The following is a 22,597-nucleotide window of genomic DNA, read 5'->3' as shown; positions in this document are numbered from 1 at the left end:
CCTGCAAACGCCCTCATTACCATGATCGCAGCATCCGTGCCACCCACCAAAAATCAGTTCATCAAGGAATGGTTGTTTCTCGTGGCGGGCTTGCTGCTCTTGGGGGGCTTCATTGGCTGGTCACTCTGGAACGAGCGCAACGACATTGCCATCCGCGAGCACGAGCGCCTGAGTACCCAAGCCCGTGTGGTGCATCAAAACATGGAGCGCCAGCTAGAAGCCATCAACCTGGCCCTGTTGGGTGCGCGCGATGATGCCGTAACATGGCGCTCCTCTCCGGAAGGTCTGGCTGAGGCCAACCGTCGTCTGCGCTCTCTGAACGATGCCATGACGGGGGTGCGTACCATGCTGCTCATGAACGCACAGGGCGTGGTCGAGGCCTCCAACCGCCCAGAAGTCTTGGGCCAAAACTTTAGCCAGCGTCCATATTTTCAGGCAGTACGCCAAAATCCAGACCTCAACACCCTCTATGTCAGCCCCCCTTTCACCACCAGCCTAGGGGTTTGGGCCATCAACTTGGTGCGCATGGTACCCGGCCCTCAAGGTGAATTTCAGGGCCTTGTGAGTGCCACCCTAGATCCAGAAGAATTCCGGGTGCTGCTCGACTCGGTGCTCTATGCCCCCGATATGTGGTCGGCACTGGCCCACGGCAGCGGTGTTCAATTCATGATGGTGCCCGAACACCCTGATCAAGCGGGCAAGAATTTGGCCCAACCTGGCTCTTTTTTCTCGCGCCACCTGAGCAGTGGCCAACCCAGCAACGTGCTGACAGGCCAAGTCTATGCCACCGGAGAGCTGCGGATGCTGGCGATGCACACCATACAGCCAACACCACTGCACATGAACCATCCACTGGTCGTGGCCGTGGGGCGTGACCTGAGTGCACTGTATGCAGGTTGGGAGTCCCGTGCCACCTCCATGCTGATGCTGTTTGGGCTGTTGGCACTGACGAGCATTTCGGGTTTATGGCTGTTGCAAATCCGGCAACGGCGGGCTTGGGCGGCCAGCTTGGCTGCCCAAGCCGAACTGGACGCACAAACCGCCTCCCTAGAAATGCGCTGGCAAGCCGTGCTCAATGCCACCAATCAGGGAGTATGGGACTGGAACACACAAACCAACCAGGTTTTTCTGTCCACCGTCTGGAAGACCATGCTCGGTTATGCCGCCCATGAAGTTGGCAACCAATTGAGTGAATGGGATTCGCGCCTGCACCCTGAGGATAGGGATAAAGTCTATGCCAACCTGCAACAACACTTAGACGGACACACCCCGTTTTACGAGAGCACACACCGTTTACGCTGCAAGGATGGCAGCTACAAATGGATTTTTGATCGTGGCTGTGTCATTGAGCGCAACGCAGCCAACAAGCCTGTGCGTGCAGTGGGCTCGTGCACCGATGTCACTGAACAACGCGAGCAACAAGAACGGCTGCAACGGCTGGCCGAGAACGTGCCTGGTTTTCTCTACCAATATCACCTCTGCGCAGATGGCAGTAGCAGCTTTCCGTATGCCAGTGCAGGCATCGTTGGCATTTATGGCATACCACCAGAGAGCGTACTGGAAGATGCCCGCAAGGTGTTTGACCACATCCATCCCGACGACCATGCACGGGTGCTAGCCAACATTCAACAATCTGGGCAGCACCTCACGCCTTGGCATGACGAATACCGCACTTTGCATCCCACACTGGGCGAACGCTGGGTCAGTGGTCAGGCCACGCCACAACTTTGCAATGACGGCTGCATACTGTGGCACGGATATATCCACGATATCACCGAGGCCAAAGCCAAACGGGTGGCGCTACAAGGCGCTGAGCGCCTGCTGCGCCACCTGATGCACGATATGCCGGTTGGACTATGCCAAATCAACGCCCAAGACCAAATCTACTTCCGCAATCGCCGTTTTACTGAGCTGTTCGGTTACAACGACACCGAAACCCCCACCTTACAAGCCCTGCGCACACTGGTACACCCCGATGCCCAGTACCGCGCCCAAGCCCATCAAGCTTGGTCTGCTGCCGTCCAAGAAGCCATGCGCGAAGGCAGTGAGATTGCACCGCAGGAATTTGTATTCCACACCGCCCACGGTGAAGAACGCACCGTACAGGTGGGTGGCATTGTGTTTGGTGACAACCTTCTGGTCACTTTTATTGACCACACGGAGCAAAAGCAATACGAAGCCAACCTACGCCAAGCCAAAGAAGCTGCCGAAGCTGCGAGCCAAGCCAAGAGTAGCTTTGTGGCCAATATGAGCCACGAGATTCGTACCCCCATGAATGCCGTGTTGGGTATGTTGCAATTGCTTCTGCGCACTCCGCTAGATGCCAGTCAGCGCGACTACACCCAAAAAGCCCAAGAAGCGGCCCGCTCGCTGCTGGGTATCATCAACGATATCCTGGACTACTCCAAAGTCGAAGCAGGCAAGCTGGTATTGGAACAAGCACCCTTCCGCATTGACGAGGTGCTGCGCAACCTTTCAGTCATTGTCTCGGCTGCTTTGCAGCAAAAAAACATTGAAATGGTGTTCGATATCGATCAGCACCTGCCCACCGTGTTGCGTGGCGATGGGCCACGACTGCAACAGATTCTGCTGAACCTGAGCAGCAATGCCATCAAGTTTACGGAGCAAGGCGAAATCGTGCTCCAACTTCGGGTACTGGCTGCCGATGCAGACCATGCCCGCATTGCATTTGCCGTGCGCGATACGGGTATCGGTATTGCACCAGAGCGTCAACAGGCCATCTTCGAAAGCTTCACCCAGGCTGAAAACTCCACCAGCCGCCGCTACGGCGGCACAGGTTTAGGCTTAGCCATCTGCCAATCGCTGGTAGAAGCGATGGGGGGACGACTGACCGTACAAAGCACTCTGGGCCAAGGCAGCTGTTTTGGCTTTTGTATCGATTTTTCACGCGATGCCACCACCGAAGCGATGGAAGCCAAGATACGTCAGCAAGACAACCCACCAGCACGGACTTCGGGCCTGCACGTACTGATCGTAGACGACCACCCTACAACCCGCGAAGTGCTATTGAGCCTAACCCAATCTTTTGGCTGGCGGGCAGAAGCGGTTGCCAGCGGCAGCCAAGCTCTTGAACGCGCCCATGCGGCCCAGACAGACCCGTTTGACTTGGTCTTGTTGGACTGGATGATGCCCGGCATGGATGGCTGGTCTACACTAGAGCAACTGCGCTCCATCGACACCGTAGGCAATGCAGCCAAGGTACTGATGGTCAGCGCCCACAGCCGCGAGTGGCTGGAACAACGCCAAAACACCCAAGTGGAGCTGCTGGATGGCTATGTAGTCAAACCATTTACGCCATCTGCCTTGTTCGATGCCGCGATAGAGGCCACCAGTGGCCGCTCTGCCCGCACACTGGCACCAGCAGATACTGCTGGCAATGATCAACCACTGAAAAACTTGCGCATCTTGTTGGTAGAAGACAACCCCTTAAACCAACAGGTCGCCCGTGAATTGCTGTTGCATGCTGGAGCACAGGTGCGGGTGGCAAACCACGGCCAAGCTGCCATTGACTTGTTGCAAGGGCAAACCGATGCCTGCGACATCATCCTGATGGACATTCACATGCCAGGCTTGGATGGCTACCAAACCACCCGCGTTCTGCGCCAAGATCTGCAACTGACACTGCCCATCATCGCAATGACCGCCAATGCGATGGCCAGTGACCGCGATGCCTGTCTGGCCTGTGGTATGAATGACCATATCGGCAAGCCATTTGACATCCAGCACCTGATTGCCACCTTGCGCCACCATTGTGGCTTGGATGCCGACCAAACCACCAGCACCGCACTGAGCACAGAACCAGCTGGCAATCTACCACCCTGCCCACCCAACATCCATCTGGCTCAGGCGCTGGCGCGGGTAGGTAACAACCGCACACTCTATGCCAAGATGGCTCGCCATTGTGCACAAGAACAAAGCGATGCTCTCCACCGTACCGCCCAATGCTGGCACAGCGGTGATCGTGAGGCCGCACTACGCACCCTGCACACCCTGAAAGGGCTGTTGGCAACCCTGGGAGCACAAACGCTGGCGGATCAGGTAGCCCAAGCCGAAGCAGCACTGCAAGACTGCCCCAGCACCTCAGAAATTCAACCCCTTCTGGCACTATTAGAGGCACCGTTGCAGGCCGAACTGGCCACGCTAGAAGGGTTGGCCGACCAACTACACCCTAGCACCACCACGCCCCCTATCGTGACGCAACACAACGCTGTGGATACCCAAGACCTGCGCACACTGCTGCTGGCACTGCGCGAGCCCTTGGGCAAACGCCAACTACGCGCCCGCAAACTGCATGAGGAGCTACAACAAAAAGCGGCGGGGCTAGAAATGGAGGAACTGCCGGCACTCGCCACGGCAATGGAGCGGCTGAATTTTAAAAGCGCACTGGAACTGGTTGAGCAACTGCTCCACAAGCTCCATCAGGCCTGATTCTCTTGGGTCTGGCGTTTGCCTGCTACAGACGCCATTTCTCCAACAATTTTTGTGGCGGCATACTGTCGTACACCTCAAATGGCTGGTGAATCCAAGGGTTACTGGGCAAAAACTCCACCGAATAATCTGGGGTAAAGGTAGAAACACCCTTAGTCCAGATCACAGCACTGCGCAAGTCGGTGATGGGTGGGTAGTTACTGCGCAGCATTTGAATCACTGCATTCAGCGTTTTGCCCGAGTCCGCCAAGTCATCCACCAGCAAGACCCGGCCCGCAATTTCACCTTGGGGTGTCGTAATAAAACGTGCAATGTCGAGATAGCCCTGTACCGTGCCAGCCTCGGCACGGTAAGAACTGGTGGACATGATCGCCAGCGGCTTATTAAAGATACGACTCAGCATATCGCCCGGACGCAATCCGCCACGGGCTAAACACAAGATGGTGTCAAACTGCCATCCCGACTGATGTACCTTAAGTGCCAGTTTCTCAATGAGGTTGTGGTACTCATCGTAACTCACATAGAGATGCTTGCCATCTTCCGTCAACATGACGCCTCCTTCAAGTTTGATTGGCACCCGCCGCCAGCTCGGTGCTGGCAATGCTGGGTCATTCAGTCGGCCAAATAGGGATGGCGCAGCAAAATAGTGTGATCCCGGTCTGGACTGGTAGAGATCACGGCAATAGGCACCCCAGTCACATCCTCAATGCGTTGCAGATAACGGCGTGCATTCTCGGGCAGCGCATCGTATTGCGTCACACCTACGGTGGTTTCACTCCAGCCGGGCAGGATTTCGTAAATGGGCTCGCAACGGGCAATGTCATCGGCACCCATGGGCAGCAAATCAATACGTTCGCCATCGAGTTGATAGCCCACGCACAGTTGCAACTCGGTCAGGCCATCGAGCACATCCAGCTTGGTGATGCACAGGCCAGTCAATCCATTGACTTGCGCACTGCGCTTGAGCAAGGCTGCATCAAACCAGCCACAGCGGCGGCTGCGGCCTGTGGTCACGCCTTTTTCGGCTCCCACGGTGCTCATGTGGTAGCCGGGGGTACCAGGCTTTTCCCATTCCAACTCGGTAGGGAAAGGGCCACCACCCACACGGGTGCAATAGGCTTTGGTGATGCCCAAGATATAGTGCAACAGCCCTGGCCCCACGCCAGCACCGGCGGCGGCATTGCCCGCGACACAGTTGCTGGAGGTCACGTAGGGGTAAGTGCCATGATCGACGTCCAACAATGTGCCTTGGGCGCCTTCAAACAGCAAATTGCTGCCTTGGGCATGGGCATCGTTGAGTTCACGCGACACATCCGCCATCATGGGCTTGAGCAGTTCGGCGTGGTGCATGGCCTCAGCATAAACTGCCTCAAATTGCACTTGGCCATCTTGCATATAAGGTGCCAAGCCGGGGCCAAAATCGAACTTTTCTGAGCCCAAGAAGGTGCGCAACACATGGTTGTGCAAACTGAGCAACTCCCGCAGTTTGCTGGCAAAACGCTCGGGGTATTTAAGGTCTTGCACACGCAAGGCGCGGCGGGCAATTTTGTCTTCGTAGGCCGGGCCAATACCACGTCCGGTGGTGCCAATTTTCTCGGTGCCGCCTTGCTCGCGGGCTGCTTCACGAGCCACATCGAGTGCGACATGGAAAGGCAAAATCAGCGGGCAAGCCTCGCTCACACGCAGGCGTGAGCGCACTTCTACACCAGCTTTTTCCAAACCCGCGATTTCATCAAACAGCTTGGCTGCAGACAGCACCACGCCGTTGCCGATATAGCACTTAACGCCGGGACGCATGATGCCGCTAGGGATCAAGTGCAATGCCGTTTTAATGCCGTTGATCACCAGGGTATGGCCTGCATTGTGCCCACCTTGAAAACGCACGACGCCTTGGGCACTTTCGGTCAACCAATCAACCAGTTTGCCTTTACCCTCGTCACCCCATTGGGTGCCGACCACGACCACATTACGACCTTTGGTAGTTTTCATCTCAAACCCGATCAATTGTCAAATTCACTCAATGGCTTGCACGATCCAGCGGCCTTCAACGCACACCAGTTCGCGGTCACAGCGGAACGCATCCGCCTCATACGTTTGCCCCGGAAGGACGCAAACGACGATTTCGCCCTGGCGGCGCAAGTCGGCCACCACACTGCTGACCTGGGGGTCACTGCTCCAAGGAGCACAAATGGCCCCCTGCGTTGCAGACTCTGGCAGAGCCTGCACCAGTTGCTTAATATCTAGGCTAAAGCCTGCGGCGGGTCGGTTGCGGCCAAATACCGCACCCACCTCGTCATAGCGCCCCCCACGCACCAGTGCATCACTGGCCCCTTGGGCATACATAGAGAAGCGGACACCGCTGTAATAGGCATAACCGCGCAGGTCTGCCAAATCAAACGTCACCCGATCGGTGCCGATATGGGCCATCACTGCACGCAGATGGGCCAAGGGTTCTTGCACGCCAGGAATGTTACGGAAGGCTTTTTCTGCCACATCCAGCACAGAACTGTCACCATACAACTGCAACAATACCTGTAAGCCATCGCGAGAGGCTGCAGGAAAGCCTTGGGTCAACGCGCGCAGCTCACTGGCATCTTTGGCCGCCAGAGCAGCGTGGACTTGGCGCAACACCACCGCATCGGCAGGCACCCCCGCCAGCAAACTACGCACAATGCGAACATCTGCCAAGTCGACACTGACCTGATCAATACCCGCCACTTGCAAACAACTAAGCGCCAGCTCTACCGCTTCCAGATCAGCCTGCAAACCAGCATGACCATAAATCTCGGCACCAAACTGCAATGGTTCGCGGGTGGCATGGGGACGGTCTGGCCAAGTGTGCAGCACCGAGCCGCAATAGCACAAGCGCGTCACACCCGGACGATTGAGCAAATGGGCATCCATACGGGCCACTTGCTGCGTGGTGTCGGCCCGCAATCCCATCATGCGCCCAGAAATTTGGTCTACCAGCTTGTAAGTTTGTAGATCCAGTGCCTCGCCCGTACCTGTGAGCAAAGACTCTAGGTGCTCCAACAAGGGGGGCATGACCAATTCATAACCGTAGCTGTGCGCAGTATCTAGCAAGCCACGACGAAGCTCCTCGATATGCCGGGCCTCACAAGGCAAAACATCGGCAATGTAATCCGGCAAGACCCAGGCAGACATGGAGGAACGGTTCGCTGTTAAAAAAGCGATTCTACCGGCTGCGGGTGACTCTGGAGAGTCCGCGCCGGAAATTTGGCTGCCGGCCTGTCCGAAAAAGAACAGTTTGCTCTGAAAGCAGCCACTATGGACATGAAAATTGGCGGAAGGTCAGGGATTCGAACCCTGGAGGGCCGCAAAGCCCTGCCGGTTTTCCTTACCTGCTATGGTTTTCACCACCAAGAACATGCTGAACATGCCTTGTTTGGGGTCTGGACTTTGCCTTCACCGTGGCCTATCAAAGGCTGTTAGGTGGGAGCCGTCAAGTCTCTACACGTTCTGCTGCTTTGAATAAAAGCAGCAGCTTCGCTCGGCGTTACCTCGACCTAGGCCAGGGGCTTCTCCGAATTTGACTCCTTACAGCCAATGCGTTTCCACATTGGCGCTCGATTGAACAAGACCGGTGCAATCGACCACTCTGCCAACCTTCCGCAGCCGGGATTGTAACCACTTTACAGGGACTGCTGACCCAAGCCACAGACAGACTTAGGTATTTTTATACAGCAAGGCAAAAAAAAGCCCACCAAGGCGGTGGGCTTTTTTGTTTGGCTCCTCAACCTGGGCTCGAACCAGGGACCTACGGATTAACAGTCCGGCGCTCTACCGACTGAGCTATTGAGGAATGATCGGTAAACAAACCCCGCGCTGTGCAGGGCAATAAAATTTTGGCTCCTCAACCTGGGCTCGAACCAGGGACCTACGGATTAACAGTCCGGCGCTCTACCGACTGAGCTATTGAGGAATGATCGGTAAACAAACCCCGCGCTGTGCAGGGCAATAAAATTTTGGCTCCTCAACCTGGGCTCGAACCAGGGACCTACGGATTAACAGTCCGGCGCTCTACCGACTGAGCTATTGAGGAAAGACCCGAATTATATACAGAAAAAACGGCATCCATCCGCATGTGGATACATTCAGAGGCAATTTGCAGGGTAACTATGGCGATATACCATCAACCCCATCATGCAAGACACCGCCCCCCACCTGTCCACCCGCCTTATCCACCACGACTACACCCCTCCCGATGGCTTCATGGCGCCCGCACCTGCCGTACACAAAGCGTCTACGGTCATTTTTCCCAATGTGGCCGCTATGCGCACCCGTGAGTGGAAAGACAAGAGCAGTTACACCTACGGCCTGCATGGCACTCCCACCACCTTTACGCTGGAGGAGCGGTTGTGTACGCTCGAAGGCGGATTGCAATGCGTGCTGGTGCCCAGTGGATTGGCGGCCATTGCCACGGTGTCGCTGGCTCTGTTGCGCAGCGGCCAGCAGGTGTTGATTCCGGACAACGCCTACGGCCCCAATGCCTCAATGGCAGCGGCCACACTGGCCCCATTGGGGATTAAACACGCACTGTACGACCCCTTAAATCCTGCCGATTTGGCAGCCAAAATCACACCTGCCACCCAATTGGTCTGGCTGGAAGCGCCTGGTTCAGTAACGATGGAGTTTCCAGACCTGCCCGCACTGTTGCGCATCTGCCAAGCGCAGGGCATTACCACCGCACTAGACAATACTTGGGGGGCTGGGCTGGCTTTTGCCCCATTCGACCTTGAAGGGGATGGCCAACTAGCGGTCGACATTTCGGCCCATGCCCTGACCAAATACCCCAGTGGGGGCGGTGATGTGCTAATGGGCAGCATCATCACCCGCGATCCGGCACTGCACCTGAAAATCAAACTGCTGCACATGCACTTGGGTTTGGGCATTGGCGGCAACGATGCAGAAATGCTGTTGCGCTCTTTGCCCAGTATGGCCCTGCGCTACCGTGCCCACGACTTGGCAGCCCGCCACTTGGCGCGCTGGCTGCAACAACAACCTGCCGTGGTACAAGTGCTGCACCCGGCTTTACCCGGCGCTCCAGGCCATGATCACTGGCAGAGAATGTGCGGCCAAGCCCATCATGGCGATGGTGCAGCAGCCGGTTTGTTCAGCATTATTGTGGATGGGCGCTACAGCCAACAACAGGTCGATACCTTTTGCGATAGCCTGCGCCTGTTCAAAATTGGTTATAGCTGGGGTGGGCCCATCAGCTTGGTCATGCCTTATGCGCTACAGGCCATGCGTAGTTTGCCAACGCCACATCTACGCCACGGCAAATTGGTGCGCTTTTCTATTGGCCTAGAAAGCGTGCAAGACTTGCAGCAAGACTTGGCACAGGCGCTAGAGCAGGCTTTTGTGCCGCTGTAACACTCTATGCCATACCAGCCTGAGGTGGAACTGTTACAGTGGGCTTTCAAATTTTCACTTTATAGAAAGCACCACCACCTTGGCAACCCCCAACTACGGATACGAAAAACGCCAGCGCGAACTGGCCAAGAAAAAGAAAAAAGAGGACAAGCTGCGGGCCAAGGCCAATGGCACGGTCGTGCGCCACAGCGACACTTACGTGGCCCCAGACAACGCCACAGAGGTTGCGTTGGGCAGTGCGGCGTCCGTTGCCGACAACAGCACACAACAACCCAGCTAATTGGTGGCTTTTGGGCCCTGTCTTAACGCAACAGCTTGCGCAATGTGGGCCAGACGTTGTCCAGAATGCGGGGATGTGCCTCTGCACGGGGATGGATTCGGTCAGACTGGAACAGGGCCAGCGGATCGGTGCCATCGGCAATGCCTTGGAGTAGAAAAGGCACCAATGCAGCCTGATTTTCTTGTGCCACGGTGGCAAACATCGCTGCAAACTGTTGCGCATAATCGCGGCCATAGTTGGGTGGCACCTGCATCCCCGCCAGCAAGACCTTGGCGCCCGTAGCACGGGCAGCGTGTGTCATGGCCTGCAAATGCTCTCGGGTGCTTGACAAAGGCAAGCCACGCAAGGCGTCGTTGCCCCCCAGTTCAATCACCACCACCGCTGGCTGGTGCTGCGCCAACAGCGCCGACAAACGGGAACGGCCACCGGCAGTTGTATCGCCACTGATACTGGCATTGACCACCGTGAAGGGTAGCTTTTCAGACTGCAGTCGCCGCTCCAACAAAGCCACCCAGCCCATACCCCTGGGCAGCCCATATTCGGCACTTAAAGAGTCCCCCAATACCAAGATAGTTGCTGGTTTGGCTTGTGCTTGCACCATCCCAAACAGCCCGCCCAGCATCACGGCCATATGGGCCCGGATAAAGTGGCGCCGATACACTTTCTGATTCACTGTGATAAGCCCTTCCATGTCCGACTCTGCCATTCCCTCTGCGCCTCCCCTCATCGCCGTGCAGCATGTCACCAAATCGGTGATGGACGCCAGCGGCAGCTTGCAGATTTTGCGGGATATCGATTTTCAACTGGTCGCCAAAGAGACCGTGGCCATTGTCGGCGCTTCTGGCTCCGGGAAAAGCACTCTGCTGTCTATTCTGGCGGGCTTAGACACGCCCAGCACGGGCACAGTGCTGTTGGAAGGCCAAGATATTTTTGCCTTGAATGAGGATGACCGTGCTGCGCTGCGAGCGCAAAAAATGGGTTTCGTTTTCCAGAGCTTCCAGCTGATGGGCAACCTGACCGCGTTAGAAAACGTGATGCTACCGCTGGAGTTGGCTGGGCAACGTGATGCACGCCAACGCGCTGCGCAGATGCTGCACCATGTAGGCTTGGGCCAACGCTTACAACATTACCCCAAAGTGCTCAGTGGTGGCGAACAGCAACGCGTGGCGCTGGCACGGGCTTTTGTGGTGCAGCCCGCCGTGTTGCTGGCCGACGAGCCTACAGGCAGCCTGGACTTTGCCACTGGAGAGACCATCATGCAATTGATGCTGGACTTGAACCGCGAGCAAGGCACCACACTGGTGCTGGTTACCCACGATCGGGCGCTGGCAGCCCGATGCGAACGCTGCATCACGATGGATGCGGGACAAATCAAAGAAATAGGCATCACGATGGATGCGGGACAAATCAAAGAAATAGGTTAGTTCTTTACTACGCCCAAAAACAAGGAGGCCATCAGGCACTGACGGGGCAAAAAACCCAGTGGTTAGCTGAGCGCGGGATAATCTGTGCCTATGTCTTCCCCCAAAGTTCTGTTTGGCTTTCATGCCGTGGGCGTGCGCCTGAAAACCGCACCACAATCCATTATCGAAATCTACTACGAGGCCACACGGCGCGATGCACGGATGCGCCAGTTTCTGGACCGTGCCCGTGAAGCTGGTGCCCGATTGATTGAAGCTGACAGCGTACGCATTGCCAAGTTGGCGGGCAGCCACGGCCACCAAGGGGTGGCGGCACGGGTAGAGCCGGTAGCCCAAATTACTTCGTTGGACGAGCTGCTCGAGAATCTGGAAGAAAGCGGCATCGCCTCGCCCTTGCTGCTGGTGCTCGATGGCGTGACCGATCCGCACAATTTGGGTGCTTGTTTGCGTGTGGCCGACGGCGCGGGGGCCCATGCCGTCATTGCACCCAAAGACCACGCCTCGGGCATCAATGCCACTGTCGCCAAAGTAGCCAGTGGTGCTGCCGAAACCGTGCCCTACTTCATGGTGACCAATTTAGCACGCACGCTCAATGAACTCAAAGAGCGCAATATCTGGATTATTGGCACCAGTGGTGATGCCCCACAAAGCATCTACCAAGCCGATTTGAAAGGCCCGGTGGCATTGGTGTTGGGTGCCGAAGGCGATGGTATTCGCCAACTAACGCGCAAAACCTGCGATGCACTGGTCAGCATTCCAATGAAAGGGGCGGTAGAAAGCCTGAACGTGTCGGTAGCCAGCGGTATTTGTCTGTACGAAGCCCTGCGCCAGCGCGGCGGCTGATTTTTATACCCAACCCAACGCCCCCAAGAGCGCCCCAGCACCCAACAGCCAGAGCAAATGCAGGCGGGTGCGCCACACCAGCAGGGCACAGACCAAACCGAGCATCCATAAACCTGCGTCGGCTTGGACTTGCCCCTGGCCTCTGCCCAATACCCAGGCCGTGGCCATCATAAAACCAATCACGATAGGGGCCATGCCTTGTTTGAAGGCACGCACGCTGCGCCGCTGGCGGTTACGCTGTGCCCAACGGGTAGCCAACCAAGTCAAGGTCGCACTGGGGAGCAAAATACCCAGCATGGTCAACCCAGCCCCCAGTAAGCCCAGTGCCCAGCCCGCACTACCAGTGCCAGCGCCAGCAGCGTTCAGGCCCACATTCCAACCCAGCAGAGCAATAAACAACAAATTAGGCCCAGGGGCCGCCTGTGCAATGGCAATACTGGCATTGAATTGCAAATCGGTCAGCCACCCTTGTTGATCCACCAAAAAACGGTGCATATCTGGGGCCAAAGAAATGGCCCCCCCCACCGCCAACAGAGACATCGACAAAAAATACAGCAACAACCCCAGCCAATCTGACACCTGCAAATTCAACACGATCATGGGGCCACCTTGCGCCAAGTCAGACCACAAGCCACCAACCCCAACACCAGCAACACCCACGGCAAAGGAATACGCCACCATGCCACCAACACAAAGGCAGTCAGCGCAATCAGGCCACTGAACACTGGCCCCAAAGGGTGTTGGCGCAAAGCAGGCATGAGCTTCAACCCCATACCACCGATCATGCCCGCTGCCACCGCCCCCATACCACGCAAGGCACCCGCCACAGCAGGGTGCGTGGCCCAATGTGCATAGGCCAAAGCGGCCAGCAACACCAAGACCAAGGGCAGCGCCAGCATCCCCAGCAAAGCCGCCACCGCACCACGCAAGCCAAAATAACGATCCCCAATCATGATGGACAAATTGACCACATTGGGGCCAGGCATGACCTGAGCCACAGCCCACTCCTCGACAAACTCCTCTCGGGTCAGCCAGCGCCTTTTTTCTACCAATTCCCGCTGCACCACCGCCACCACACCACCAAACCCCTGCAAGGCCAGCCAAGTAAAAGACCAAAACAAATCTGCCACATTGCGTGGGGCAGGGCGGTTGGCGAGAGGATCGGGCTGCGCCGACTCAGGGACAATTACAGGCATGTGCGACGTCATAGACCGGGGATTTTCTACCGTCTGGCCTTTGTCTGCACTGGTGGGCCTGAGACAATTCAGACCATGAGCGATTTGAACGAAACCCCACCCGCGTACCCCGCCGATTGGCTGGAGGTGCATTCCATGGATCTGGACGCCCAAGGCGTGGCCCGCAAGCCCGATGGCAAAGTGATCTTTATTGATGGTGCCTTGCCCTCTGAGTGGGTCACGGCCAATACCCATCGTAAGAAGAACAACTGGGAACAAGCCAGCCTTACGGCGATTCACAAAGAATCATCACAGCGTGTACGCCCTGGTTGCCCACATTTTGGCCTGCACTCGGGAGCCTGTGGCGGCTGCAAAATGCAGCACTTACACGCCGGTGCCCAAGTGGCCGTCAAACAGCGGGTACTCGAAGACAACCTCTGGCATTTGGGCAAGGTCAAGCCCGAGACTTTGCTGCGCCCCATAGAAGGCCCAGCTTGGGGCTACCGCTACCGTGCCCGCTTATCGGTACGGCATGTACTCAAGAAAGGTACCGTACTGGTTGGTTTTCACGAGCGCAAGAGCCGCTATGTGGCTGACATGGAAGTGTGCCCCATCCTGCCGCCGCATGTCAGTGCCATGCTCATGCCCATGCGGGCCTTGATTGCCTCCATGGAGGCGCGCGACACCTGCCCACAAATCGAGCTGGCCTGTGGTGATCAGGTCACCGCCTTGGTGCTGCGCCATTTGGAACCGTTATCGGCCAGCGATACAGACAAGCTGCGTGCCTTTGCCGCAGAGCACCGCGTGCAATGGTGGCTACAACCCAAAGGGCCAGACACCGTGCATTTGCTCGATGAGCGAGGCCCAGAACTCTCGTACGCGCTGCCCGAGTTTGGCATCACCATGCCCTTCAAGCCTACCGACTTCACGCAAGTGAACCCCCATATCAACCGGGTGCTGGTATCGCGCGCGTTGCGCTTGCTTGATGTGCAAAAGCACGAGCGGGTGATTGACTGGTTTTGCGGCTTGGGCAACTTTACCCTGCCACTGGCCACCCAAGCGCGTGAAGTGCTGGGCATTGAGGGCAGCGAAGCCCTGGTAGCCCGCTCCCGCTCCAACTACGCCCTCAACCAAAGCCATGCACCCACTGGACAGGCGCTGGCTCCTACTGGCTTTGTGGCACGCAACCTGTTCGAGATGACCCCAGAGATGCTGGTAGCCGACGGAGTGGCAGAAAAATGGCTGATCGACCCCCCACGCGAAGGGGCCTTTGCGCTGTCCAAAGCCTTGGCCGACATTGAGCAAGCCCGGCTCGGTGCCGAAGGTGCCAGCCCCCTGCCCGCAGAAGCACAACACTGGCATCCCCCACAACGAATCGTTTATGTGAGCTGCAATCCGGCCACTTTGGCCCGCGACGCGGGCTTGCTGGTACACCAAGCCGGTTATCGTTGCGTAGCGGCAGGGATGGTCAATATGTTCCCACACACCGCCCACGTAGAAAGCATGGCCGTGTTTGAACGCGTCCACACCACATAACGCGCCACTCAACTGCGCCGTTCGGCACCACCACGCGGGGCTGTCTCAATGATGGTCTCTGTGGGTGGCTTGGCGGGCTTTTCTGCTTTGCCCAGCACAGAAGGCGTGCCCTCTATCTTGTTGTCGCGCATATAAGCATCCATGTCTTTCCAACCAGCAAAGACCGCTGCCTTAGGCGACTTGGGATTAAGGGTGTAACAGTCTTCCAGACCACGCAGGGCATGGCGACAGGCACTGCCTATGGCCTTGGCTTCGGCTTCACTTTTCAGGACAGCAGGGCTGGGCCCCAAGCCCGGAATCTCGCAGCCAGTCAGTAACAGCAATGCAAAAAGGGCAGGAAGGCGTAGCAGCATGGGGGACACTTTCTGGAACATGTTTTCCATTATCGGCACAGCGCAGGCCAGGTTGAGCCTTGTAGCATCAACAGACAAGGGAATGGCTTATATTGGTGCCGTGGCGCGTGGTTATATCCGCACATGCCCCAAGGAATCAGAATATGTTCCCCAAAAAATTTGTAGCCACCCTCAGTTTCTTCCTGTTTTTTCTGCTGGGGTTGGTGGCATGGTGGGCACAAAACCGAGCTTCTGAAGAACCACCCGCAACAGTAAATAGCCCCGCATACACCTTACGGTTAGGGCACAACATTCCTGTAGACAGTGCGTTGCACCAAGCGGCGGTGCGCTTGGCAGAATTGGTGGCAGAACGCAGCCAGCACCAGGTCAAAATCGAGGTCTTTCCGGCACAGCAGCTTGGTACCGACGATCAAATGCTGGAAATGGCCCGCACTGGCGAATTAGACATTGTTCTGACCCCTACAGCCAAAGTCAGCACATCGGTTCCGGCCATGCAGTATGCCGACCTTCCGTTCTACTTCCCCACCCGTGAAGACCTGTATGAGATGCTCGATGGTGAGCCAGGACAAATGCTGTTGCAGCGCCTACAGTCGATTGATCTGGTGGGTGTGACATTTTGGGAAAACGGATTCAAGCATTTCACGGCCAACACACCCCTGCGTGCTCCCACTGATTTTCAGGGGCTCGACATGCGCACCATGAAAAGCCGGTTGCTGATGGAGCAATTCAAGAACCTTGGTGCCAACCCCATCCAAATTGACTTTCATGCCACACGCCAAGCCTTGGCCGATAAGGTGGTGGATGGACAAGAAAACCCTCTGGTAGCCATCGTCAGTATGGGACTGCATCAGGTGCAAAAGCACCTGACGCTCAGCAGCCACGGCTATATGGGCTATGTGGTGATGATCAGCGCCCGCAGCTTCAACAACTTACCAACCCAATGGCAGCAGCTATTGGTCAATACCGCCAAAGAACTGACCCCCTGGGAGCGGCAAGAAACCCACCGCCGAGAGGCCGCCCTGCTAGAAACCATTCGCCAAGCGGGTGTGACAGTGCATGAACTCGGCCCCACCGAGCGCGCCAAATTCAAGGCCACTATGGCCAACATACCAGCCCTGTTTGAAGATGTGATCGGCTCAGACATCCTGTCACGCACCGAAGAAATGCTCGACCGCAAGTATGGCACCGCACAACGCATTGTCATCGGACTAGATGCCGACCTGTCGCAGTATTCAGCCACAGCCGGTCTGGGCTTTCGGCGCGGCGCTCATCTGGCTATTGACGAAATCAATGCGGCCGGTGGGGTGCTAGGTCGGCCACTGCAATTGATAGCACGCGACCATAAGGGCTTGCCCAGTTTGGGGGTCAGCAATATCAATGCCTTTGCAGCACAACCCGAGGTCGTGGCTGTGTTGGGGGGGGTGCAGTCTGCGGTGGTTATGGCAGAAAAGGAGCCGGCAAGCACCACAGGGTTGCCATTGCTGGTGGCGTGGGCATCGGTCGGCGATCTGTTCACACCCCATCAGCCCCCTGGCCCCGTGTTCAGGCTCTCTGCCGACGATCGGCTGGCGGCGCCGTTCATCATGAACCACTTATTGCAGCAGCGTTATCGCCGTCCTGCCATCCTGCGAGAAAACACGGTGTGGGGCCGCGTTAACCTAGAGCGGATGCAAGAATACCTGCAACAGTCTGGCCATGATTTTGTACAGGTGGAATCGTTCAACCGTGGACAAACTGACTTCAACGACGTGCTGCGCCGCATCGAGCGGTCTGGCGCCGATGTATTGGTGCTGGTGGCGACTGGGGCCGAAGGGGGACAGGTGGTGCAAACCTTGGCGCAACGCTCGTCTGCACTGCCAGTCATTTCACATTGGGGCATCAGTTCTGGCAATTTCTGGGCAGCCAATCGGGAGGCTCTGAGCAAAATCGACATGCGGTTTTTTCAGACATTTACCTTCATCGGTAATCCCCGTCCACAAAGCCAACGGTTAGCCGAAAAATACCAAAACCGCTATGGAGTGGCATCGCTGCGAGAAGTCGCAGCCCCACAGGCAGTGGCACAAACCTATGATTTGGTGCATTTACTGGCACGGGCCATTGCTCAGGCAGGCAGCACCGACCGGCTGGCAGTGCGCCAGGCGCTCGAGAAATTGCCCCCCATGGAGGGGGCCGTGCGCCGCTATGCCCCCGCCTTCAGCACAACACGCCATGATGCGCTGGATGCAGAAAACTACCACATGGCCCGTTTTGCAGAAGACGGGGCCATTCTGATGGTGTCGCCATGAAAGCACCCCACAACACCCAAAATGCTGGGGTAGAGCGGCTGCTCGGTATGCGCCGCAGTCTCAAACGGCGGGTGATTTTGCAAGTCTGTGCGTTGGTGTCTGCCACCATGCTGCTCCTGACCGTAGCAGTGGCCCTGATGATGGATGCACAGCTCGGACGCCAGATGCAAAATAGCTTGCGCGACATGGCACGCTCTTCGCTGGTATTGCTGGAGGCCCGCATCACCGCTCTGGTAGAGAACACCGAACGGTTGGCCGACAATCCGTTGGTGGTCAATGGCCTGATGGATCAACAAGGCCGCGAGACCTATCTGCCACAGTTGGCCCGCAATTTTGCCCAAGGCCGAGAAGTGGTAGCGTTTTCGTTGGTCGATTTTGATGCCCAGCCAGTCTACCAGTGGCACACCGAACACATTGAGTACAACGCCTCACCAGAACTACGCAATGCCTTGAGCATGGGGCGTCGGGTGCTCTTTGTGCGCCCTTCCAATAAGCGCCTGGTGGTCATGGTGCCGATCACGTTCTACAAAACCGTCCAAGGTGCGGTGGTGGTGGAGTTTGACCTGCCCGCCCTGACCATGAACCAATCCCCTGGCTATCCACAAGCCTGCTACCACCTGCTCATGGGCACAGAGACATTGCTGGTGCATAACCACACCTCCACCCAGACCTATATCCATCAAATATTGGGGCCGGAGGCGGCAGCCACGCCTTTGCTCAAGATACTCAATCTCCGTCTGGAAATTGGTTTGCCCGAATCCGTACACCGCCAAGCCGTCTGGGCGGTGGTAGAGGGCTTTTTGCTGATTGGGGTGTTTTTGCTGCTTGGAGCCCTGCTACTGGCTGCCTGGATGGGCAACTCCATCACCACCCCCATACTCACTTTGTACCAACGCATCACCGGCAAGGATGTGAACACACCGCTGGATGCACCACTGGGCACTGACGACGAATTGGAGGAGCTGGCCCGTGGTTTTGCGCAGCGCACCGCCGAATTGCATGCCATTCAGAACCAACTCGAAGTACGTGTGCAACGCCGCACAGCCGAATTGAGCAGCACTACCGCCCAACTGGTAGAGAGCCGCATCATGTTGGAAAGCGCCCAAGAAATGACGCATTTGGGCAGCTGGGTATGGGACTTGCACGATGGCACCCAACGCTGGTCTGATGAGCTCTACCGGATTTTGGGTTACACCCCCGCAAAAGTTGCCAGCACTCCCGCCCAGTTTTTACAAGCAGTGCATCCCCAAGACCGGACGATGGTAGAGCAAGCACTGCTCTCGGCCCAAGAAACACCGGGAGCTGCATGGCAAATTGAGTACCGCATCTTGCGTGCCGTCACCGGCGAAGAGCGCCATGTGCAACAGGTAGCCCAGGTGCTGTGTGATGCCGAGGGCAAACCATTGCGCATGCTGGGGGCAATGCTCGACATCACCAGCCGCAAGCGCAGCGAACAACAATTACAGCAGGCACAAAGCGAAGCCGAAGCGGCCAACCGTGCCAAATCAGACTTTCTGGCCAACATGAGCCACGAGATCCGCACTCCACTGAACGTCATCACGGGCATGGTGCATCTGGCCCTAGAGACCCAACTCTCTGACCGCCAGCGCAATTACCTGGTCAAGGTACACCGCTCTGCCCAATCACTGCTGGGCCTGATCAATGACATTCTGGATTTCTCTAAGATCGAAGCACGCAAACTCACACTAGAGCAAGTCTGTTTTAACTTGCAAGACGTGCTGGAGGATTTCTCCGGGATGGTGGGCCTACGGGCAGAAGAAAAAGGCCTTGAACTGTTGTTCGACATTCCGCCCCACCTTCCGCGTGAATTGACAGGTGACCCATTGCGTCTGGGCCAAGTGCTGACCAACATTGGTTACAACGCGGTCAAGTTCACTGAGCATGGTGAAATCGTGCTAGGCGTTCGGATCATGCACCAAGCCCACGCAACCACCGATGAGCGCACCACATTGGTGTTGCATTTCATGATCCGCGACACCGGCATTGGTATCAGCCAAGAGCAGCAGGAACGGCTGTTTCACAACTTCACCCAAGCAGACAGCTCCACCACCCGCCGCTATGGCGGGACTGGGCTGGGTCTGGCCATTTCCAAAAATCTGGTCGAGATGATGGGAGGACAGATTTGGGTCGAAAGCACCTTGGGCCAAGGCAGCACCTTCCATTTCACTTGGCCCACCATTGGTTGTGCCAAGCACACCGACGAGCGGCTGCCACTGACACCACCACTGCAAGGCCAACGGGTGCTGGTGGTAGACGACAACGAAAGTGCCCGTGAAATCCTCGCCCGCATGGTCACGGCCCTACATTTTGAGGCCAGTGTGGCAGACAGCGGTGCCAATGCCCTGACCCACATCGTGCAAGCCCAACAAAGGGGGCAACCCTATGCCGTGGTGTTGATGGATTGGATGATGCCAGAAATGGATGGTTTGGAATGCGTCCGTCTGCTGCGCAACCAATTGCCACCAGAACAATGGCCCAAGATGGTGATAGTCACGGCACGCGATCCAGAAGACCTGCCCGACCGTACCGGCATTGAAGAAGTCTTGGCCAAGCCCGTCACGCCCTCCACCTTGCTCGAAACGCTGCTGCGAGTGCATGGCCATGCAGTGCCAGTGCGCACCCACCGCACGTTGCGCAATGAGGAGTTGCGTGCGCTCATGGAGAGCCTGCACGGTGCCCATCTGCTGCTGGCAGAAGACAACGAACTTAACCAAGAATTGGCAGTAGACCTGCTGGCCGAAGCCCAGATCACCACACGCATTGCCAACAACGGGCAAGAAGCCCTAGACTGGCTCGCCAAAGAAGCATTTGATGGTGTGCTGATGGATCTGCAAATGCCAGTCATGGATGGTTATGCGGCCACACAGGCCATCCGTCGCTCCGAATGGGCCGATCTGCCAGTGATCGCCATGACAGCCAATGTCATGGCCGGTGACCGCGACAAGGCGATGGCCGCCGGCCTCAATGACCAAATTGGCAAACCGCTGGATGTGGTGCAAATGTTCACCACCATTGCCAAGTGGATTCATCCCCATGTGCGTAGCCCCCTCCCATCGGCAATGCCAGTGCCAGCCGCGCCCCCACCCACCACCGCCCCTCCAACAGACGCCTTGCCCACACGCCTAACGGGTATCGACTTGGAGGCTGGACTGCGGCTGTCCAATGGCAACCGTGCCACCTACAGAAAACTGCTGGTACTCTTTCAGCAAGGTCAACAAGACTTTTCAGCCCAATTTCACAACGCCCTGCAAACCCAAGACTGGCCCACCGCCAACCGCTTGGCGCATACGCTCAAAAGCGTCTCTGCCACGGTGGGTGCGCAGGCATTGTCTGAAGCAGCCAAAGAACTGGAACTGGCCTGCCGTGAACAGCAACCCCTGACACAAGTGGAACAATTCTTGCAGGAAGTGGTTGCACAGCTCACACCCGTGATAGAAGGGCTGACGGATCTGACATCGCCACCAGCAGTGGCAGAAGCTACACCGCAGATCAACCGCCAGCAATTGCACCATTTGCTCTTGCCATTGCGCGAACTATTGTCCTCGGGCAATACAGAGGCTCTTGATTTGATGGAAGAATTACAAACCCGCTATGGCCTGTCTGACCAGCACTTCAAAGAACTGGAAAAGAAAGCCAGAGTGTTCGATTTTCAAGGCGCCTGCGATACGCTGGATGAATGGATGATCGACCTTGCGCCCAACCGGGAGTCACAATAAAGAGAGGGAGCGTACGCTCATGCCAGAGAAACGGCAAATTGTTCTAGTAGTGGATGATACCCCCGAAAATATCGAGATATTGCGTCAGTTGTTGCGCACTGACTACACCATCCACGCAGCCATCTCTGGAGAAAAAGGGCTGGAGATCGCCCGCAAGCTGCCCCAACCAGACATCATTCTGCTGGACATCATGATGCCCGGCATTGACGGTTACGAAGTCTGTCGACAACTCAAGCATGACCCCACCACGGCGCATATTCCGGTTGTCTTTATCAGTGCGCTCGACCAAGTGGGGCATGAAACCCTAGGGCTTGAATTGGGTGCTGTGGACTACATTCGCAAACCATTTGAACCCGTACTGGTCAAAGCCAGGGTGCGCAACCACTTGGTACTAAAACGCTACGAACAACAACTAGAAGAACTGGTGCGCGCTCGCACAGCCGAGTTGGCCTTGACACAGCAAATCACCATTGAAGCCTTGGCCAATCTGGCGGAGTTTCGGGATAACGAAACTGGGGGACATATCAAGCGCACACAAAATTATGTGCGTGCGCTCACGCAGCATCTCAGCCACCACGGCCCTTACCAACATTTGTTAGATCCTGTCAGTGTCGAAATGCTCTACCGCTGCGCACCACTGCACGATATTGGCAAAGTCGCAATCCGGGATGTGGTTTTGCTCAAGCCAGGACGCCTGACCCCCGAAGAATTTGAAGAGATGAAGCAGCATGTCATCTATGGGGCCAAAGCTTTGGAAGTAGCTGAAGGCACCCAAAGCGAGAGCGTATTTTTGCAATGTGCCCGTCAAATCATTTTGGGACACCACGAACGCTGGGACGGCAAAGGCTATCCGCAAGGGCTCAAAGGCTCCGAAATTCCACTGCCTGGCCGTATTATGGCGGTGGCCGATGTCTATGATGCACTGATCAGCCGCCGGGTATACAAACCAGCCTATTCACACACAAAGGCTACAGAAATCATTGTCGAAGGCAGTGGTAGCCATTTTGACCCGGTTGTTGTAGATGCCTTTATTGCGCTGGGTGATGAGTTCCGCATGATTGCATTGACCCATGCCGACGAAGGAATGGAAACTTGGATCTAACAATGGATCTCTCACTGGATAA

Annotated in this window: 16 protein-coding genes and 3 tRNA genes; 9 read left to right on the top strand and 10 right to left on the bottom strand. The window is 56.6% G+C overall.

What is annotated here, in order from left to right:
• Positions 1-21 precede the first annotated feature (21 nt).
• Positions 22-4,449 carry a response regulator gene (locus ACFO6X_RS03735; RefSeq protein WP_382430181.1) on the top strand — a complete coding sequence of 1,476 codons (4,428 nt, stop codon included), beginning with the start codon at positions 22-24 and terminating at the stop codon, positions 4,447-4,449.
• A gap of 25 nt (positions 4,450-4,474) precedes the next feature.
• Here the strand turns inward: ACFO6X_RS03735 and ACFO6X_RS03730 are convergent, their stop codons facing one another.
• The 6 genes from ACFO6X_RS03730 to ACFO6X_RS03705 all read right to left on the bottom strand — a co-directional run bounded on the left by ACFO6X_RS03730 (position 4,475) and on the right by ACFO6X_RS03705 (position 8,512).
• Positions 4,475-4,999: a phosphoribosyltransferase gene (locus ACFO6X_RS03730; RefSeq protein WP_382430179.1), complete on the bottom strand. Its 525-nt coding sequence runs from the start codon at positions 4,997-4,999 to the stop codon at positions 4,475-4,477.
• A 62-nt stretch (positions 5,000-5,061) separates the two neighbouring features.
• Positions 5,062-6,438, bottom strand: a complete 1,377-nt coding sequence (locus ACFO6X_RS03725; protein WP_382430177.1) for an adenylosuccinate synthase — start codon at positions 6,436-6,438, stop codon at positions 5,062-5,064.
• A 24-nt stretch (positions 6,439-6,462) separates the two neighbouring features.
• Positions 6,463-7,614: an ATP phosphoribosyltransferase regulatory subunit gene (locus ACFO6X_RS03720; RefSeq protein ID WP_382430175.1), complete on the bottom strand. Its 1,152-nt coding sequence runs from the start codon at positions 7,612-7,614 to the stop codon at positions 6,463-6,465.
• 582 nt (positions 7,615-8,196) lie between these two features.
• Positions 8,197-8,272, bottom strand: a tRNA-Asn gene (locus tag ACFO6X_RS03715).
• A gap of 44 nt (positions 8,273-8,316) precedes the next feature.
• Positions 8,317-8,392, bottom strand: a tRNA-Asn gene (locus ACFO6X_RS03710).
• A gap of 44 nt (positions 8,393-8,436) precedes the next feature.
• Positions 8,437-8,512, bottom strand: a tRNA-Asn gene (locus ACFO6X_RS03705).
• A 101-nt stretch (positions 8,513-8,613) separates the two neighbouring features.
• On the opposite strand from ACFO6X_RS03705, the gene ACFO6X_RS03700 reads away from it, so the two are divergent.
• Together ACFO6X_RS03700 and ACFO6X_RS03695 are read left to right on the top strand one after the other, a co-directional pair.
• Positions 8,614-9,843, top strand: a complete 1,230-nt coding sequence (locus ACFO6X_RS03700; RefSeq protein ID WP_382430173.1) for a PLP-dependent transferase — start codon at positions 8,614-8,616, stop codon at positions 9,841-9,843.
• Positions 9,844-9,922: 79 nt separating this feature from the next.
• On the top strand, positions 9,923-10,123 hold the full coding sequence (locus ACFO6X_RS03695) for a hypothetical protein (RefSeq protein WP_382430171.1): 201 nt from the start codon (positions 9,923-9,925) through the stop codon (positions 10,121-10,123).
• Between the two features lie 22 nt (positions 10,124-10,145).
• Here the strand turns inward: ACFO6X_RS03695 and ACFO6X_RS03690 are convergent, their stop codons facing one another.
• Positions 10,146-10,754: an arylesterase gene (locus ACFO6X_RS03690; protein WP_382430508.1), complete on the bottom strand. Its 609-nt coding sequence runs from the start codon at positions 10,752-10,754 to the stop codon at positions 10,146-10,148.
• A gap of 58 nt (positions 10,755-10,812) precedes the next feature.
• Between ACFO6X_RS03690 and ACFO6X_RS03685 the strand changes: the two genes are divergently transcribed.
• Both ACFO6X_RS03685 and rlmB read left to right on the top strand, forming a co-directional pair.
• Positions 10,813-11,547, top strand: a complete 735-nt coding sequence (locus ACFO6X_RS03685; protein WP_382430169.1) for an ABC transporter ATP-binding protein — start codon at positions 10,813-10,815, stop codon at positions 11,545-11,547.
• Between the two features lie 90 nt (positions 11,548-11,637).
• A complete protein-coding gene (gene rlmB / locus ACFO6X_RS03680) occupies positions 11,638-12,387 on the top strand; it encodes a 23S rRNA (guanosine(2251)-2'-O)-methyltransferase RlmB (RefSeq protein ID WP_382430167.1) in 750 nt (249 codons plus the stop codon).
• Between the two features lie 3 nt (positions 12,388-12,390).
• Here the strand turns inward: rlmB and ACFO6X_RS03675 are convergent, their stop codons facing one another.
• Positions 12,391-12,987 carry a chromate transporter gene (locus ACFO6X_RS03675; protein WP_382430165.1) on the bottom strand — a complete coding sequence of 199 codons (597 nt, stop codon included), beginning with the start codon at positions 12,985-12,987 and terminating at the stop codon, positions 12,391-12,393.
• Positions 12,984-13,583 (bottom strand): chromate transporter, encoded by a 600-nt coding sequence (locus ACFO6X_RS03670; protein ID WP_382430163.1) that lies wholly within the window; start codon positions 13,581-13,583, stop codon positions 12,984-12,986. Before ACFO6X_RS03670 ends, ACFO6X_RS03675 begins: the two co-directional genes overlap by 4 nt.
• A gap of 75 nt (positions 13,584-13,658) precedes the next feature.
• Between ACFO6X_RS03670 and rlmD the strand changes: the two genes are divergently transcribed.
• Positions 13,659-15,098 carry a 23S rRNA (uracil(1939)-C(5))-methyltransferase RlmD gene (rlmD, locus tag ACFO6X_RS03665; RefSeq protein ID WP_382430161.1) on the top strand — a complete coding sequence of 480 codons (1,440 nt, stop codon included), beginning with the start codon at positions 13,659-13,661 and terminating at the stop codon, positions 15,096-15,098.
• 8 nt (positions 15,099-15,106) lie between these two features.
• Here rlmD and ACFO6X_RS03660 read toward each other — a convergent pair whose 3' ends face one another.
• Positions 15,107-15,472, bottom strand: coding sequence for a hypothetical protein (locus ACFO6X_RS03660; RefSeq protein WP_382430159.1), 366 nt, complete (start codon positions 15,470-15,472; stop codon positions 15,107-15,109).
• 122 nt (positions 15,473-15,594) lie between these two features.
• On the opposite strand from ACFO6X_RS03660, the gene ACFO6X_RS03655 reads away from it, so the two are divergent.
• From ACFO6X_RS03655 to ACFO6X_RS03645, 3 genes are read left to right on the top strand one after another with little or no spacing between them, the layout of a single operon-like run.
• Positions 15,595-17,736 carry a DctP family TRAP transporter solute-binding subunit gene (locus tag ACFO6X_RS03655; RefSeq protein ID WP_382430157.1) on the top strand — a complete coding sequence of 714 codons (2,142 nt, stop codon included), beginning with the start codon at positions 15,595-15,597 and terminating at the stop codon, positions 17,734-17,736.
• Positions 17,733-21,473, top strand: a complete 3,741-nt coding sequence (locus ACFO6X_RS03650; RefSeq protein WP_382430155.1) for a hybrid sensor histidine kinase/response regulator — start codon at positions 17,733-17,735, stop codon at positions 21,471-21,473. The genes ACFO6X_RS03655 and ACFO6X_RS03650 overlap by 4 nt, the downstream gene beginning before the upstream one ends.
• Positions 21,474-21,492: 19 nt before the next feature.
• Positions 21,493-22,575: a response regulator gene (locus ACFO6X_RS03645; protein ID WP_382430153.1), complete on the top strand. Its 1,083-nt coding sequence runs from the start codon at positions 21,493-21,495 to the stop codon at positions 22,573-22,575.
• Positions 22,576-22,597: the final 22 nt, after the last annotated feature.

This window comes from Giesbergeria sinuosa, from assembly GCF_042652905.1.
Classification (GTDB): domain Bacteria; phylum Pseudomonadota; class Gammaproteobacteria; order Burkholderiales; family Burkholderiaceae_C; genus Simplicispira; species Simplicispira sinuosa.
This window is presented reverse-complemented; position numbering and strand designations above follow the sequence as displayed.

Bases quoted from the DNA above. Each gene is read 5' to 3' on its own strand.
- ACFO6X_RS03720 (WP_382430175.1), bottom strand. From the start codon at position 7,614: ATGTCTGCCTGGGTCTTGCCGGATTACATTGCCGATGTTTTGCCTTGT.
- ACFO6X_RS03660 (WP_382430159.1), bottom strand. From the start codon at position 15,472: ATGTTCCAGAAAGTGTCCCCCATGCTGCTACGCCTTCCTGCCCTTTTT.
- rlmB (WP_382430167.1), top strand. From the start codon at position 11,638: ATGTCTTCCCCCAAAGTTCTGTTTGGCTTTCATGCCGTGGGCGTGCGC.
- ACFO6X_RS03730 (WP_382430179.1), bottom strand. From the start codon at position 4,999: ATGTTGACGGAAGATGGCAAGCATCTCTATGTGAGTTACGATGAGTAC.
- ACFO6X_RS03725 (WP_382430177.1), bottom strand. From the start codon at position 6,438: ATGAAAACTACCAAAGGTCGTAATGTGGTCGTGGTCGGCACCCAATGG.
- ACFO6X_RS03645 (WP_382430153.1), top strand. From the start codon at position 21,493: ATGCCAGAGAAACGGCAAATTGTTCTAGTAGTGGATGATACCCCCGAA.
- rlmD (WP_382430161.1), top strand. From the start codon at position 13,659: ATGAGCGATTTGAACGAAACCCCACCCGCGTACCCCGCCGATTGGCTG.
- ACFO6X_RS03670 (WP_382430163.1), bottom strand. From the start codon at position 13,583: ATGCCTGTAATTGTCCCTGAGTCGGCGCAGCCCGATCCTCTCGCCAAC.
- ACFO6X_RS03655 (WP_382430157.1), top strand. From the start codon at position 15,595: ATGTTCCCCAAAAAATTTGTAGCCACCCTCAGTTTCTTCCTGTTTTTT.
- ACFO6X_RS03690 (WP_382430508.1), bottom strand. From the start codon at position 10,754: ATGGCCGTGATGCTGGGCGGGCTGTTTGGGATGGTGCAAGCACAAGCC.
- ACFO6X_RS03735 (WP_382430181.1), top strand. From the start codon at position 22: ATGATCGCAGCATCCGTGCCACCCACCAAAAATCAGTTCATCAAGGAA.
- ACFO6X_RS03685 (WP_382430169.1), top strand. From the start codon at position 10,813: ATGTCCGACTCTGCCATTCCCTCTGCGCCTCCCCTCATCGCCGTGCAG.
- ACFO6X_RS03650 (WP_382430155.1), top strand. From the start codon at position 17,733: ATGAAAGCACCCCACAACACCCAAAATGCTGGGGTAGAGCGGCTGCTC.
- ACFO6X_RS03700 (WP_382430173.1), top strand. From the start codon at position 8,614: ATGCAAGACACCGCCCCCCACCTGTCCACCCGCCTTATCCACCACGAC.
- ACFO6X_RS03675 (WP_382430165.1), bottom strand. From the start codon at position 12,987: ATGATCGTGTTGAATTTGCAGGTGTCAGATTGGCTGGGGTTGTTGCTG.